This window comes from Stenotrophomonas lacuserhaii, from assembly GCF_039674585.1.
In the GTDB taxonomy this organism is placed as follows: Bacteria; Pseudomonadota; Gammaproteobacteria; order Xanthomonadales; family Xanthomonadaceae; genus Stenotrophomonas; species Stenotrophomonas pennii_A.
The window spans coordinates 25093-39988 of sequence record NZ_JBDJNU010000008.1 but is presented as its reverse complement, the minus strand read 5'-3'; the positions used below and the strand labels follow the sequence as shown (position 1 = coordinate 39988).

The following is a 14896-nucleotide window of genomic DNA, read 5'->3' as shown; positions in this document are numbered from 1 at the left end:
CCCGGGCGCGCCCTGCGCGGGCGCATGGATCGCAGGGCCAGCACCGAAACCTGTGTTTTCTGCCCGCCGGTGGCATGCTGGCCTGGGCCTTCATCCGACAGGAAAAACGCATGCACGCGGTGATCTACCACAACCCCAGGTGCGGAACCTCGCGCAATACCCTCGCGCTGATCCGTCACGCAGGCCTTGAGCCTGAAGTGATCGACTATCTGGCCGATCCGCCGGACAGGGGCCGGCTGGTTGAGTTGATCAGCGCCGCGGGCTTGCACGTGCGCGATGCGATTCGCCAGAAGGGTACGCCTTACCTGGAGCTCGGCCTGGACGATGCCACCCTCAGTGATGACATCTTGCTGGATGCGATGCTGGCGAACCCGATCCTGATCAACCGCCCCTTCGTGCAGACCGACATGGGAACGCGACTGTGCCGGCCTTCGGAAGTGGTGTTGGAGATACTGCCGCCGATCACCAGGCCATTCACCAAGGAAGACGGTGAAGTGATCGGCTGATCATTCCACTCCGCCGATGGTTTCCACCACGAAACACGCGCCGGATGAGCCAGTGGCCGGGTCAAGCCTGATCGTCCATCCATGCGACAGGCAGATTTCCAGGCAGATGGACAGGCCCAGTCCGGCCCCGCGACTTTCCCGCGCAGTGCCGCGCCAGAAGCGTTTGAACAGGTGTGGACGGTCCGCCTCAGCGATGCCCAATCCCTGGTCGCGCACGCTGAAGCCATCCGGTTGAAGTGCGATGGTGATCGTGCTGCCCGCCGGCGAATGATGCAGCGCGTTCTCCAGCAGGTTCTTGACCAGCACGAACACCGCCGAAGCGTCGGCTTCCACGGCAGGGGTGGGCACGCTGGCCTGCAGCACCGCCACGTGCACCGCGTGCTGCGCCGACAGCCGTGCCAGGTAGTCGACCGCGTCGGCGACCACCGCGCCCAGCTGGATGGGGGCGAAGGTGTAATTGTGGTCCTCGCTGACTTCGGCCAGGTGCAGCAGCTGGTGCACCTGGCGCGCCATCTGTTCGGTGTCACGCAACAGCAGCGGTGTGTTGGGCGCGCCGCCGAGTTCGATCTCGGCCTGCAACAATGCGAGGGGAGTTTTCAGTTCGTGGGCGGCGGCGGCAAGGAAGTCCTGCTGCACGCGGAAGCCTTGTTGAAGGCGTTCCAACGCGGCGTTGAACGCCTCGATCAACGGCACCACTTCGGAGGGCAGGCCGTCGCTGCGCAGGCGTGCGCCCAGGTTGCGTGGACCGACCCGCGCCGCCACGCGGGAGGCCTGCCGCAGCGGCCGCAGCATGCGGTTCACGGTGAGGGTGATCACCAGCGCGAAGGTCAGCAGGGCGAGGAGGACCACCGCCGCGCCGGCACGCAGGTACAGCTTGTCTGCGTGGTTTTTCAGGGTGATCACCAGCCGGTCGCTGCGTGCGATGTTTGCCACGTAGGAGGTTCCGGCATGATCGATCCGGCCGTGGATCACCTGCAGCGCGATGTCTCCCCCGGGGTTGGGCACGGTCATCCGCGTTGCGCCGGCAGCAACGCGTTTCAATGCGTCCAGCGCGGGACCGGGGCGGCTGCTGGCGACCGTGCGGCCCTGCGCGTCGGTGATCCAGTAGGCCGCATCACGGGGCATGGCGTCGTATACGTTGCCGGCCTGTGGCGGCAGCACCACGTGCAACCTGCCAGCCGCATCCAGCCGAAGGGCTGCCTGCACCTCATCGACCTCTTCCAGCAGTTCTTCGCGCACGGCGTCTTCCGGCGTGCTCATTCGTACCCAGGCCGTGACCGCAACCGCGGCGGCCGCTGCGGCCAGCAGCGCCAACAGCGTGGCCAGCATCAGGCGTGCGCTGAGGCTACGCGGAAGCATCGGCTACCCGCAGCGCAAAGCCCAGGTTGCGCACGTTCACCACACCCAGGCCCGATTCGATGGCCACCAGCTTGCGGCGCAGCCGGTGCAGCGCCACATCCAGCGCATTCGGGGTCACCGCTTCACCGACACCCCATGCGGCCGCTTCCAAGGTGCTGCGGCGGACCACCTGCCCAGCGGCGTGCACCAGCGAGAGGATGATCTGCAGCTCCGCCGGGGCCAGGTTGATCTGCTCGTCGCCGCAGCGCATGCAGCCTTCCGCAGCCTTCACGTACAGACCCTGGTGGGACACATCGAGCTCGCGCAGTTCCGATGGCCGTCGCATCAGCGCACGCACGCGTGCGGTCAGCTCCTCGATGGCGAATGGCTTGGGCAGGTAATCATCGGCGCCGGCATCCAGGCCATCGACGCGATCGTGCAGGGCGTCGCGGGCCGTCAACATGAGGCAGGGAATGCGGTTGCCGGCCGCACGCAGCCGGCGCACCAGGTCCAGGCCATCGCCATCCGGCAGGCCGCGATCGATCACCGCCGCTGCGTAACCGTGCCGTGCAATCGCATGCCACGCGGTTTCCACGCTGGGGTAGATATCCACCGCGATACCCGCCGCCCCCAGCCCGCGTTCGACCAGGTTGGCCAGGCGCGGATGGTCTTCGACCAGGGCGATCCGGTTGGGCAGGGCAGCGAGCGGGGGCGGTGGCATGCAGGGCGGGTACCGGGAAGCGGGAGGTCAGAAGCTGCGGGTGATGCCGAGCCGCAGGCCAGCCGAGCCATCCGTGTCGGGCTCGCTCAGTGGGCTGTCGGTGATTTCATTCGGCAGGAATCTGTAGTCCACCCCGCCCATCAGGCGCCACTTGTCGCCCAGCGGACGCGAGAAGCCGACGCTGAGCTGCGGCAGCAGTGCCGATCCCGGCTGGTAGCGCGCCACACCGCGTGCGACTTCCTCGTCCAGCGTGCCATGGTAATAGTTCACCACGTCGCTGGACATCCAGCGGACGCCGACGCCCGGGACAATGGTGGTACGCCCCCAGGTGAGGGCGTATGCATAGTCGGCGGCGATTTCGTAGCCGCCGCTGGTGTCAGTGACATCGGCCAGTGCGCTCAGCTTGAACTCGCCGGCACGGCTGCTCCAACTGGCGGCCAGGCCGGCATCCAAGCCGTCGTCGCGGTCCTCCAGCAGGTCCCGATCGACGCCATTTCGTGCCAGCTCGCGGCGTCCCAGGTCCTTGATGTCGAAGCCATCGAAGCGGCCGGCCAGCACCGCATCCAGGGTGAAGGACTCGCCCTGGAACAGGTGCACGCCGCCGCTCACGCCGCGCCAGAAGATCCGCTCGCCTTCGAAGGTCACCAGCGGCAGCGGCCGCACGCGGGTGCCTTCGCCGGCATACAGGCTCTGCCTGGCCGCGGCGGCCACGCCGATCGACCAGCGATCGTTCTCGGCCTTGGCGAGCAGATCGCCGGTGCTGGAGGTGTTCTGCGCGAGGGCCACGGCCGGCAGCAGGAAGGGAACGGACACTACGTACTTGAGCATCGGAAGGACTTCGCTGGGGAGAGTGCGGCGAGTTTTGCCAGGGCTGACTTACAGGCGACTTACCGGGGGGCGTCCAGGTGGCGGATGGTTCAGGCAGCGGCGTAGGCGAACGGTAGCGCCGAGCCATGCTCGGCGAGCGCAGCGGCTAAAGCGTGACGACCAACGGTCGTCACCCACCAAAGCAGGTCGTCACCCACCAAAGCAGGTCGTCACCCACCGAAGCAGGTCGTCACCCACCAAAGCAGGTCGTCACCCAGCGGGCCCTTGCGGCGGCCAGCCTAACGCTGTTAGATTCGCCCCCTAACAACGTTAGGTAGAATCGCTTGCGCAAACCCATCGCCCGCGAACAGATCGTCGGGGCGGTCTTCCGGATACTCGACGAGGCCGGCCTGGAAGGTGTCACCCTGCGCAAGGTTGCCTGCTCGTTGGGCATCCGTGCGCCGTCGCTGTACTGGCACTTCAAGAGCAAGCAGGCGCTGATCGACGCCATGGCCGACGCGATGATCGCCGACGTGGCGCAGGCCATCCCGGACGGCCAATCCTGGCGCCAGACCCTGCTGCAGATCGCGCGCGAGTTCCGCATCGCATTCAAGGCGCGGCGTGATGGCGCACGGGTCTATGCCGGGACCTTCCTGGCCACCGAGAACGTGCTGCGCGTGGGCGAGGCCAGCATCGCCGCATTGGTCGGCGCCGGGGCATCAGCCAGCTTCGCCGCCACCATGGCGATGGACCTTGTGTACTACACGATGGGCTATGTCATCGAAGAACAGTCCTGGCCCGGCGATGGCAGCATGGAAGCCTTGGGCGAGGCGTTCATGGCGCTGGCCGAGCAGCGCTTCCCGCACTGCTGGGAAGCGCGCGAGGTCTGGCGCGAAGTCGATTTCGATACCCGTTTTGAACAGGGCCTGGGGCTGATGCTGGACGGCATCGAACTGCGGCTTGGCCGCACCCCCTGACGCCCGATTTCTTTTTGAACCTGATGCCTCCACACGGAAAGCCACTCATGCGTGCACCCTTTTTGATCCTGCTGGTTTCCCTGCTCGCCGGTTGCGGTGGCAAGGACGAAGCGGCCGATGAAACCGCAGCCGACAGCTCCGCGCTGCCGGTGTCGTTGGCCCCTGCGCAGCAGCAGGCGATGGCGCGCACCGTGCTGGTCTCCGGCCCGGTCACCGCCTATGAAGAGATGCAGCTGGGCGTGGAAATCAGTGGGCAGCGGGTCACCGCGCTGCCGGTGGACGTGGGCCAGTGGGTGAAGAAAGGCCAGGTGCTGCTGCAGCTGGACCATCGCACGTTGGACAGCGAACTGGCACAGGCCGATGCCTCGCTGCGGCAGGCGCAGGCTTCGCAGGAGCTGGCACGGATGAACTACGAGCGCAGCGCCAAGCTGGCCGCCCAGCAGCTGATCAGCGCCAGCAGCCTGGACGAGCTGCGCGCCAACCGCATCAATGCCGAAGCACAGACCGCCACCGCTCGTGCCGCGCGCGATGCGGCCAAGTTGCGGCGTGACTTCGCCGACCTGCGCGCGCCGGCCGATGGCCTGATCTCCAAGCGGCTGGTGCAGCCCGGCCAGGTGGTATCGGCCGGCACCGAACTGCTGCGGCTGATCCGCGATGGTCGCCTGGAATGGCGCGCTGAACTGCCGGAAAACCAGCTGGCTGACGTCGCCGTGGGCAATACCATCGAACTTCGCTACGCAGGCCAGGTGGTCACCGGCAGCATCCGCGCGGTCACTCCCGGCGTGGACGCGCAGACCCGCACCGGCACCCTGTACGCGGATCTTCCCACGCCCGGTCCCCTCAAGCCCGGTGTCTACGTGGAAGGCCGCATCGTCACCGGTGACGGGCAGGTGTTGACGATCCCGACCGCGGCGATCGTGCAGCGCGACGGCCACAACTACGTGTTCACCGTCACCGACAAGCAACAGGCCAGCCGCCACCGCGTCAGCACCGGCCAGGCCGTGCAGGGCCGCACCGCCGTTCTGGAAGGCCTGAAGGCCGGCGACCAGGTAGTGGTGGAAGGGGCCGGCTTCCTGGGTGAGGGCGACCGCGTGCGCGTGGTCACTACGCCGAAGGCCAGCGATGCGAAGGCGGCTGCGCAATGAATTTTTCCGCCTGGGCGATCAAGCGCCCGCTCCCCGCGCTGCTGATCTTCTTCGTGCTGTGCGTGGCCGGACTCTGGGGCTTCTACCAGTTGCCGGTAGCGCGCTTCCCGGACATCGCCTTCCCGATGACCACCGTGACGGTGACCCAGCCCGGCGCCTCGCCGAGCCAGCTGGAAGCAGAGGTCACGCGCAAGGTCGAAGACTCCGTCGCCACCGTCAACAACGTAAAGCGCGTGATGTCCTCGGTCAGCGAGGGCGTCAGCACCACCACCATCGAATTCCAGCTGGAAGCCGACCTCGCCACGGCGCTGGATGACACCCGCGATGCGGTCACGCGCATCCGCACCGACCTGCCGCAGGACATCCAGGAACCGGTGATTTCCAAGGTCGATATCGGCGGCTCGCTGATGACCTACGCGCTGGTCGCGCCGCACATGAGCAGCGACGAAGCCAGCTGGTTCGTCGACCGCGATATCGCGCGCGCCATGTACGGCGTACTCGGCGTGGCCCAGGTCACCCGGGTGGGCGGCGTAGAGCGCCAGGTACGCGTGGACCTGGACCCCAACGCGCTGATCGCCATGGGCATCACCGCCGGCGATGTCTCCCAGCAACTGGCGCGCATCCAGGTGGAGCGCGCGGGCGGCAAGGCCGAGATCGAAGGCGCCCAGCAGACCATCCGCACGCTGGGCACGGTAGGCGATGCGCAGGCGCTGCGTGACTACTCCATCGCGCTGCCGGACGGCCGCGCGGTGCGTCTTTCCACGCTGGCCACGGTGACCGATGCGGCCGCCGACCCGACCGAAGCAGCGCTGCTGGATGGCAAGCAGGTCGTGGCGTTTTCCATGTCGCGCACGCGCGGCTCCAGCGAGGTCAAGGTGGAAGCCGGCGTGCATGCCGCGCTGGACAAGATCAAGGCGGACCATCCCGGCATTGATTTCCGGCTGGTCACCACCGCCATCGATGAAACCCACCGCTCCTACGATTCGTCGATGACGATGCTGTGGGAGGGCGCGCTGCTGGCCCTGCTGGTGGTGTGGCTGTTCCTGCGCGACTGGCGGGCCACCTGGGTGGCGGCGCTGGCGTTGCCGTTGTCGATCATTCCCACGTTCGCGGTGATGTACTTCTTCGGCTTCACGCTGAACATGATCACCCTGCTGGCGTTGTCGGTGGTGGTCGGCATCCTGGTCGACGATGCCATCGTGGAGATCGAGAACATCGTGCGCCACCTGCGCATGGGCAAGCCGCCACTGGAAGCCGCGCGCGAAGCCGCCGGTGAGATCGGCAATGCGGTCATCGCCACCTCGCTGACGCTGGCCGCGGTGTTCGTGCCGGTTGCGTTCATGCCCGGCATCGCCGGCAAGTTCTTCCGTGAGTTCGGCTGGACAGCGGCAACCGCCGTGCTGTTCTCGCTGCTGGTGGCGCGCCTGCTCACCCCCATGATGGCCGCCTACCTGCTCAAGCCACACGGCGAAGAGAAGCCGGATTCGCGTCTGATGGTCTGGTACCTGGGCTGGGTGGACGCAGCGCTGCGCCACCGTGGCCGCACGCTGTGGCTGGCCACCGGCCTGTTCGTGGCCTCGCTGGGGCTGGTGCCGTTCATCCCGGCCACCTTCATCCCGCAGTCCGACCTGGGCCGCAGCAACCTCAACCTGGAACTGCCGCCGGGCACGCGCCTGCAGGACACCGTGGCGGTGGCCGAGCGTGCCCGCGCGCTGCTCACCGACATGCCCGAACTGAAGCAGGTCTACACCGCCGTGGGCAGCGTGCTGGACCTGGGTGACCCCGGCGCCACCGGCGTGGGCGAACCGCGCAAGGCGACGCTGGTGCTGGACTGGGGATCGGCCGATGACCGCGACCGAGACCAGCGCGCACTCGAACGCGAGGCCCGGCACAAGCTGGCCAACCTGCCCGGCGTGCGTGTCAGCTACGTGAGTTCTGAACCCGGCAACCTGCTGCAGCTGGTGCTGTCCGGCGATGATCCGCAGCGCCTGCAGGAAGCCTCCACCGCGCTGGAGCGCGACCTGCGCGGCATCCAGGGGCTGGGCAGCGTGAGCTCCACCGCCTCGCTGCTGCGGCCGGAAGTGCAGATCGTCCCGGATTCGGCGCGCGCCGCTGATCTGGGCGTGGCAACGGCGGATATTGCCGAAGCCGCACGCATCGCCACCGCCGGTGACTACGAACAACGCCTGGCCAAGCTCAACCTGCCGGACCGCCAGGTGCCGATCCGCGTGGGCTTCGCCGAAGCGACGCTGGCCAACCCCGCGTTGATCAGCCAGCTGCGCGTACCCGGACGCGATGGTCCGGTGCCGCTGGCGGCCGTGGCCGATATCCAGCAGGGCAGTGGCCCGTCGCAGATATCGCGTTACCAGCGCCAGCGCAATGTCACCCTCACCGCCGAACTCAACGGCCGTCCGCTGGGTGAGGTGATGACCGAAGTGCAGGCATTGCCCGGGGTGAAACAGTTGCCGCCGGGCGTGAGCTTCCTCAACACCGGCGATGCCGAAGTGTTCGTGGAGCTGTTCATCGGCTTCATGCTGGCCATGGCGGCTGGTCTGGTCTGCATCTACATGGTGCTGTTGCTGCTGTTCAACCATGCGCTGATGCCGGTCACCATCTTGGCGGCGGTGCCGTTGTGCGCCGGTGGTGCGTTCGGTGCGCTGCTGATCACCCAGAACATGCTGTCGCTGCCGGCGTTGATCGGGCTGCTGATGCTGATCGGCATCGCCACCAAGAACTCGATCCTGCTGGTGGACTACGCGGTGATTGCCGAGGACGAGCACGGCATGAGCCAGCACGATGCACTGGTGGATGCCTGCCGCAAGCGTGCACAGCCAATCATCATGACCACCCTGGCGATGGGCGCGGGCATGATGCCCATCGCGCTGGGATTTGCGGGCGACTCCAGCTTCCGCGCGCCGATGGCGATCGCGGTGATCGGTGGGTTGATCACCTCCACGCTGCTCAGCCTGATCGTGATCCCGGCCGCGTTCACGGTGGTGGATGATCTGGGTGAGTGGATGTCGCGCAGGTTCAGGCGGAAGTCTTCGCATCCCACCACGTAGCCGGTAGCGCCGAGCCATGCTCGGCGGGAATCCGTCACCGTTCGGCCCGCTGCGCTCGCCGACCATGGGTCGGCGCTACCGATCTGCGTCCCATCGCATAAACCGTCACTGCGCTGCCGGCGCCTTGCTCTGCACCTGTTGCGGTGTCTGCAGCAGCGTCCGGGTAGTCGCACGCAGCACCAGCGTGGACGGTACGCTTACGCTGCTGGCAGGCGGGTCATTGCCCAGCATTTCCACGCACTGGCGGCCGAGCAGGGTCATGTCCTGGGCAAATGTGGTGAGACGGTTCTGCTGCCATGCCGCCATGGGAATGTCATCGCATCCCATGACCTGGATGTCCTCGGGCACGCGCAACCCGGGCACGGTCCTGATGGCGTCCAGTGCGCCGATGGCCACCAGGTCGTTCACGCAGAACAGCCCGTCGGGCCGAGCCCCGGATGCCAGCAGTTGCACCATTGCAGCGTAACCTTCTTCATAGGTGAATCCGGCCACAGCACGCTGCGGTGTGGGCAGTCCGCGGGCGACAACGCGCTTGTTGAAGCCGCTTTCGCGTTCGCGCTGTGATGGGTTATCGCGACCGGCCAGGTACGCCAGCAGCGTGCAGCCCCTGTCCACCAGCGCGTCCGCAGCATCCCGGCCGATGGTCCGGTTCGACGTGAATACCACCCGTAGCGTGCCGAACGGCCTGGAGTTCACCGCCACTACCGGAATGCCGAGCTGATCGAGCCGGGCGGCGACCTTGGCCGAACGCACCGCCAGTACGCTGATGGCCCCATCGATCCGGTAGCGCGACAGATCATCGACGCGATCCCCCAGGTTCTCGTCGCTGCCGGCATCGACCAGTACCGCTTCCAGCCGGCGTTCCTTCAGGGCGGTGGTGATGCCGTGGAGAATCCCTGCGTAAACGGGATTGTAGAAGCCGCCCATGACCACCGCGACCAGGCCTGAGCGGCCTGTCTGCAGGATCGCCGGCAGCGCGTTGGGCCGGTACTTGAGCTGGTCCGCGGCGGCCAGGACTTTCTCCCGTACCGCCAGGGACACGGACGCCCCGGGCGTGAAGACCCGGGAGACCGTGGACTGGGAAACGCCGGCCAACCGTGCCACGGACCAGGAAGAGACCTGCGGTCGCCGTTTTCCGTTCGATGTCGAGCCTGCAGGACACATGGATGCACCGTTTGATGATTTGGTTTTCACTTCTGCGGGCGTAGTCTTGCATAGCTATGCAAACAAAGTTTCATCCTCCGAAGCGGCCCGCTGCGCCCAATGCGACGCCCCGCCTGCTTACCCGGTCTCCCCCGGGGACCCGCCTGCACCGGTATCCAGGCGCCAGGCACGCGTCCCCCTCTCTCCCGGAACTGAAATGAACTCCTCGGAAAAACCCCTCGTTCGCGCAGGTCGGTGGCTGTTGTCACTGGTCCTGGCCGTGTTCGGCCTGTGCATGGTCGGCGGCGGTATCTGGCTCATCGCGTTGGGCGGCAACTGGTACTACGCCATCGCCGGGCTGCTCAGCCTTGGCAGTGGCGTGGGACTGGCGCGGCGACGGCCATCGGCCTCGTTCTGGTTCGGCGCCTTGTTCCTGCTCACACTGGCGTGGACCGTCTGGGAGGCCGGTTCACGCTACTGGGCCTGGGTGCCACGCTTTGCGTTGGTGCTGGTGCTTGCCATCGGCTTCTCGCTGCTGCTGCCTACGCTGCATGCCCGCATGACCCGGCGCAGGGCGGGGGCGGTCACCGGTGTGCTGGTCGCCGCGTTCCTGGTCGCAACCGGGCTGGCCTTCGTACCGCAGGGTGTGACCGAAGCAGAGAATGTACCCGCCGTCGCAGGAAATGCCTTCGAGGCCGCCACCGGGGCCGGCACGGACAGTGCTTTGCCGTCCACCGATTGGCCCGCCTACGGCGGCAACCAGGCCGCCATGCGCTATTCGATGGCGAGCCAGATCACGCCTGCAAACGTGAAGAGTCTCGCGGTGGCATGGACCGCGGAAGTCGGCGAGGTGCCGAGTGATTCGCGCTGGGGCGTGCAGAACACGCCGCTGAAAATCGGCGATTCTCTGTACGTATGCGGCTACCTCAATACGGTGACCGCACTGGATGCTGCCACGGGCAAAGCGAAATGGACCTTCGACCCGGGTGTGACCTCCAAGGCAGTGCCCTACACCCCGGCCTGCCGGTCGCTGGCGTACTTCGCCGAACCGGCCACCGACAGCGCGACTGCGGGTGCCACCTGCGCGACCCGCATCATCGTCGGCACGCTGGATGCGCGCATCATCGAACTCGACGCGCGTGACGGCAAGCGCTGCGATTCCTTCGGCAGCAACGGCGAAGTGAAGCTCACCGAAGGCATGGGCGAGGTGTACCAGGGATACGTGGCCATCACCTCCGCGCCTGCGGTGGTGCGCGATACGCTGATCGTCGGGCACACCACCATCGATGGGCAGCGCGCTTATGGTCCTTCCGGCGTCACCAAGGCCTACGATGTGCGCACCGGCAAGCTGAAGTGGGCATGGGATGCGGCAACCCCCATGGATACCGCGCCGCGCGTGGGCGAGGACGTGTACAAGCGCGGCTCGCCGGACGTGTGGACCTCCTTCACCGGCGACAACAAGCTGGGCCTTGTGTACCTGCCGGTCGCCAATGCATCGGGCGACTATTATTCCTCCGAGCGCACGCCGGAAGAACTGAAATACTCGCCTTCGTTGACCGCGCTCGACGTGGAAACCGGGCAGCCGCGCTGGACCTTCCAGAACACCCACGCCGATGTATGGGACAACGATCCGGGTTCACCGCCGACCCTGTTCGACTATCCGCAGGCAGACGGCACGCGCGTCCCGGCGGTGATCTTCCCGACCAAAAGTGGCGACGTCTACGTGTTGAACCGCGAGACCGGCAAGCCGCTGTTCCCGGTGGAAGAGCGGCCGGTGCCGCAGGGTGGCTTCGAGCCGGCGGCGCGTTCAAAGACGCAACCGTTCTCGTTGTTCAACAGCCTGGCCAAGGGAGACATGACGCCGGAGAAGACCTGGGGCCTGACTCCGCTGGACCAGCTGGCCTGCCGCATCCAGTACCACCAGGCGGATTATCGTGGGCAGTACACACCGCCCAGCGTGGACAAGCCGATCATCAACTATCCCGGCTATAACGGTGGATTGGACTGGGGTGGCGTGGCGCTTGATCCGGCACGCGGCCTGATCATCGCCAATTACAACGACATGCCCAACTACACCCGGCTGGTCAGCCGTGCAGAGGCGGACAAGCTGGGGTGGAAGGCTCCGCAGATCATCAACGATCCCGGCTACAAGGCGCATGGCGAAGGCGCAGGCGATCCGCAGGAAGGCCTGCCGGTTGCCGTGGACGTCAATGCGGGCTGGCAGATGAAGTTCACCGGCATGCTGTGCAAGGAGCCGCCGTACGGTGGTATCCGCGCGATCGATGTGCGCGACGGTCGTACCGTGTGGGATCGACCGTTGGGTACGGCCCGCAAGAACGGTCCCTTCGGCCTGCCCACGGGGCTGCCCATCGTCATCGGCACCCCGAACAACGGCGGCTCGGTGGTCACCCGGTCCGGCCTGGTCTTCATTGCGGCGGCAACCGATGACCTTATCCGTGCCATCGACATCACCACCGGCAAAACGGTCTGGTCTGCTCCGCTCCCGGCCGGTGGCCAGGCGATGCCGATGGTCTACCAGGCAGGGGGCAGGGAATACGTGGTGATCACGGCAACCGGCCACCACTTCATGCATACCCCGCGCGGCAACTTCGTGGTCGCCTACGCATTGCCGCAGTAACACCGCGTAGGCGTGACAACTGCCGGCGCCCGATCCTCCTTTCCTGATGGGAAAGGAGGTTCGGCGCCGCGCAGCGGGGGGAGGCATCGTGGATCACCTGGACGGCGCGCGCACACGAACGATGAGCTATGACGGCCTGGATCGCCTTGTGCAGGCGAACTCGGCGTCGTTCGGCGGCGATGGTGTGTTCCGTTACACCTACGATGCGGTGGACAACCTGCGTAGCGCGAAGTTGGGTGGGGTCAAGGACCACAACTACTGGTACGACGCCAAGAATCGCCTGGCCAACGTGCAGGACAGCGCCGGCGCAACAACCATAGCGCTGACCTACGATGTGCAGGGCAACGTCGCCAAGCGCAGCGGTATCACGCACACCTTTGACTTCGGCAATCGATTGCGCGCGGTGGCTGCCGCTGAGCGGTATCGTTACGATGCACAGGGGCGGCGCATCCTGTCGACCGCGACCAGCGGTGGCAGCACCATCCGCTCCCTGTATGGCAACGACGGCGTTCTACGCCGGCAGGACAACGCTCGCGAAGGCAAGAACACGGAGTACATCCAGCTCAACGGGAGCTTGGTCGCGCGCGCGATCCAGGTCGTTGCGCCGACCACGCCAGCGCTGACTGTTCCATCGTTCAGCAATAGCGGGACGTATGTGGTGAGCTGGACCGCTGTCAGCTATGCAACACGCTATGAACTGCGCGAGCAGCTCGGGACGGGTGCGTGGACCACTGTGCACAACGGCACAGCGCGAACCTGGAGTGCCTCTGCCAAAGCCGAAGGAAATTATGGCTACAGCATCCGTGCGTGCCAGCAGGATGCCTGTGGTAGCTGGAGTGCAACGGCCACGATCTCGGTGCAGAAGCCGCCCGCTGCCTCTGCAGTAGTCTCAGTTCCGACAGCCGCACTGAACGGCAATTATTCCGTCGCCTGGACGGCTGTAACGGGCGCTGCCACGTACCGCCTGCAGGAGCAGATCGGCAGCGGTGCATGGGCAACGGTGCAGGAGACTGCGGCGCGTAGCTGGGCGGTTTCGGGCAAGGCGACGGGCAGCTACGGGTATCGTGTCTACGCTTGCAACCCGGCAGGATGTGGAGCGGTGTCGGCTACCGCAAAGACGACGGTTCTTTACCCGCCGGCAAGCGCGCCGGGTATCTCCGCACCTGGCCAGAGCCTGGGTGGTGCCTACACCGTGAGCTGGAATGCGCTGGCTGCGACCACGCGCTACGGCCTGGAGGAAAGTGTGAATGGCGGCGGCTGGACGGTGGTGGCTTCCATTACCGGTACCAGTCAGGCGTTCAGCGGTAAGGGGACGGGTAGTTATGCATACCGCGTGCGTGGCGGCAACGATGCAGGGTGGGGTGCCTATTCGGGAACCGCGACCGTCTCGGTCATCCAGCCTCCGGGCGCGCCGGGGTTGAGCGGCCCGGCAAGCACTGGTAGTGGAAGCGCCACGATGAGCTGGAATGGCGTTGCGATGGCGGTGAACTACGTGCTTGAGGAGAGCGTGAATGGCGGCGGTTGGGGCGTGGTCCAGAACGATGGATCTACCCAGTCAACGCGCAATGGCCTTGGGTTTGCCACTTACAGGTATCGGGTGAAGGCGTGCAATGCCGCCGGCTGCAGCGGGTATTCCAACAACGTGACGGTAGTTTCCAGCCCGCCGCCTGGTACGCCTGCGATCACCAAGTCAGTGAAGGTGCAGTGGAAGGTCAATCGCGCAACGAAGATCCGCTGCGAGGTGGAGTGGACGGCAATGCAGGGCGCTTCTTCGTATGAGTTCCAGGCATACGGTGGCGTCACGCAGTACAACGGTCCATTGACCTCTATCAAGGCAGACGGTGCTGCCTACTGTGCTGCGAGCCACATCATTCGCGCCTGCAACGCGAACGGCTGCTCCGCATGGTCCAACCCTCCCACTACGCAAGGCCTGAATGACCTTGGCGATCTCACCAACCCGCTGTGACGAACGGATGCGAACCATGAACATTATCAAGCGACTGGTCACGGGCGTCGTGTTGCTGGCAGGCACATGGAGTGCCGCTGGTCAGGAGATCATCGAGTATATCCACACCGATGCGCTGGGCTCGCCGGTTGCGGTATCCGATGCGGCGGGGAACGTGACCGAGCGGACGGTCTATGAGCCGTACGGCGCGACCGTAGGAACCGGTCCGTCGGATGCGCCCGGCTTCACGGGGCATGTCGCTGACTCGGCGACCGGACTGACTTACATGCAACAGCGATACATGGATCCGGAGCTGGGCTTGTTCCTATCAGTTGATCCAGTTGCCGCGCATAGCGACCCTGTCGGAGCTTTCAATCGCTACTGGTATGCAGACAACAACCCATATCGGTTCCTTGATCCTGATGGCGAAGCGAGCAAGGTGGCTTGGCTGGTGAAGCTCACTGCGAATGGAATGCGCCGTATTGGCAGGGTGACTCAGGAACAAGCAGTAATTGCAAGGAGGTCCGGGGAGAACGTTGTAGCTGATAGAAAACAGATAGCAAGCCAAATCGAGACCTCCGCTACCGGCGGGAGATCGAACAGTTGAAGCACAG

The 14896-nt window shown here is 65.8% G+C and carries 11 protein-coding genes; 7 read left to right on the top strand and 4 right to left on the bottom strand.

All coding sequences use genetic code 11. The annotated features are described in order from the left end of the window. The first annotated feature begins 110 nt into the window (after positions 1-110). Positions 111-506 carry an arsenate reductase (glutaredoxin) gene (gene arsC, locus ABE522_RS05095; RefSeq protein ID WP_346590788.1) on the top strand — a complete coding sequence of 132 codons (396 nt, stop codon included), beginning with the start codon at positions 111-113 and terminating at the stop codon, positions 504-506. Here the strand turns inward: arsC and ABE522_RS05090 are convergent, their stop codons facing one another. From ABE522_RS05090 to ABE522_RS05080, 3 genes are read right to left on the bottom strand one after another with little or no spacing between them, the layout of a single operon-like run. Then, entirely contained in the window at positions 507-1865 is a 1359-nt protein-coding gene (locus ABE522_RS05090) for a sensor histidine kinase (protein ID WP_346590787.1), read from the bottom strand. It lies immediately after the preceding gene. Beyond that, complete coding sequence (locus ABE522_RS05085; protein WP_346590786.1) at positions 1852-2565, bottom strand: response regulator transcription factor; 714 nt, start codon at positions 2563-2565, stop codon at positions 1852-1854. Before ABE522_RS05085 ends, ABE522_RS05090 begins: the two co-directional genes overlap by 14 nt. Positions 2566-2592: 27 nt before the next feature. Further along, on the bottom strand, positions 2593-3393 hold the full coding sequence (locus ABE522_RS05080) for a MipA/OmpV family protein (protein ID WP_346590785.1): 801 nt from the start codon (positions 3391-3393) through the stop codon (positions 2593-2595). Positions 3394-3716: 323 nt separating this feature from the next. Between ABE522_RS05080 and ABE522_RS05075 the strand changes: the two genes are divergently transcribed. Genes ABE522_RS05075 through ABE522_RS05065 form a run of 3 tightly spaced genes read left to right on the top strand, consistent with a single transcriptional unit; the run spans position 3717 to position 8556 of the window. Further along, the gene (locus tag ABE522_RS05075; protein WP_346590784.1) at positions 3717-4349 is read left to right on the top strand and encodes a TetR/AcrR family transcriptional regulator C-terminal domain-containing protein; all 633 of its coding nucleotides are present in this window, start codon (positions 3717-3719) and stop codon (positions 4347-4349) included. Positions 4350-4396: 47 nt separating this feature from the next. Next, positions 4397-5494 (top strand): efflux RND transporter periplasmic adaptor subunit, encoded by a 1098-nt coding sequence (locus ABE522_RS05070; RefSeq protein WP_346590783.1) that lies wholly within the window; start codon positions 4397-4399, stop codon positions 5492-5494. Then, positions 5491-8556, top strand: coding sequence for an efflux RND transporter permease subunit (locus ABE522_RS05065; protein ID WP_346590782.1), 3066 nt, complete (start codon positions 5491-5493; stop codon positions 8554-8556). Before ABE522_RS05070 ends, ABE522_RS05065 begins: the two co-directional genes overlap by 4 nt. A 105-nt stretch (positions 8557-8661) precedes the next feature. Here ABE522_RS05065 and ABE522_RS05060 read toward each other — a convergent pair whose 3' ends face one another. After that, positions 8662-9750: a LacI family DNA-binding transcriptional regulator gene (locus ABE522_RS05060; protein ID WP_346590781.1), complete on the bottom strand. Its 1089-nt coding sequence runs from the start codon at positions 9748-9750 to the stop codon at positions 8662-8664. Between the two features lie 166 nt (positions 9751-9916). Here ABE522_RS05060 and ABE522_RS05055 point away from each other — a divergent pair, with 166 nt between their 5' ends. The 3 genes from ABE522_RS05055 (at position 9917) to ABE522_RS05045 (ending at position 14889) form a co-directional block, all read left to right on the top strand. Then, positions 9917-12337, top strand: a complete 2421-nt coding sequence (locus ABE522_RS05055; protein ID WP_346590780.1) for a membrane-bound PQQ-dependent dehydrogenase, glucose/quinate/shikimate family — start codon at positions 9917-9919, stop codon at positions 12335-12337. A gap of 88 nt (positions 12338-12425) precedes the next feature. Next, on the top strand, positions 12426-14303 hold the full coding sequence (locus tag ABE522_RS05050; protein WP_346590779.1) for a fibronectin type III domain-containing protein: 1878 nt from the start codon (positions 12426-12428) through the stop codon (positions 14301-14303). Between the two features lie 16 nt (positions 14304-14319). Further along, positions 14320-14889: an RHS repeat-associated core domain-containing protein gene (locus ABE522_RS05045; RefSeq protein WP_346590778.1), complete on the top strand. Its 570-nt coding sequence runs from the start codon at positions 14320-14322 to the stop codon at positions 14887-14889. The last annotated feature ends 7 nt before the right edge of the window (positions 14890-14896 follow it).

What these genes read in the sequence shown, in the direction of transcription:
- arsC (WP_346590788.1), top strand. Translation starts at nt 111, where the DNA reads ATGCACGCGGTGATCTACCACAACCCCAGGTGCGGAACCTCGCGCAAT.
- ABE522_RS05090 (WP_346590787.1), bottom strand. Translation starts at nt 1,865, where the DNA reads ATGCTTCCGCGTAGCCTCAGCGCACGCCTGATGCTGGCCACGCTGTTG.
- ABE522_RS05085 (WP_346590786.1), bottom strand. Translation starts at nt 2,565, where the DNA reads ATGCCACCGCCCCCGCTCGCTGCCCTGCCCAACCGGATCGCCCTGGTC.
- ABE522_RS05080 (WP_346590785.1), bottom strand. Translation starts at nt 3,393, where the DNA reads ATGCTCAAGTACGTAGTGTCCGTTCCCTTCCTGCTGCCGGCCGTGGCC.
- ABE522_RS05070 (WP_346590783.1), top strand. Translation starts at nt 4,397, where the DNA reads ATGCGTGCACCCTTTTTGATCCTGCTGGTTTCCCTGCTCGCCGGTTGC.
- ABE522_RS05065 (WP_346590782.1), top strand. Translation starts at nt 5,491, where the DNA reads ATGAATTTTTCCGCCTGGGCGATCAAGCGCCCGCTCCCCGCGCTGCTG.
- ABE522_RS05055 (WP_346590780.1), top strand. Translation starts at nt 9,917, where the DNA reads ATGAACTCCTCGGAAAAACCCCTCGTTCGCGCAGGTCGGTGGCTGTTG.
- ABE522_RS05045 (WP_346590778.1), top strand. Translation starts at nt 14,320, where the DNA reads ATGAACATTATCAAGCGACTGGTCACGGGCGTCGTGTTGCTGGCAGGC.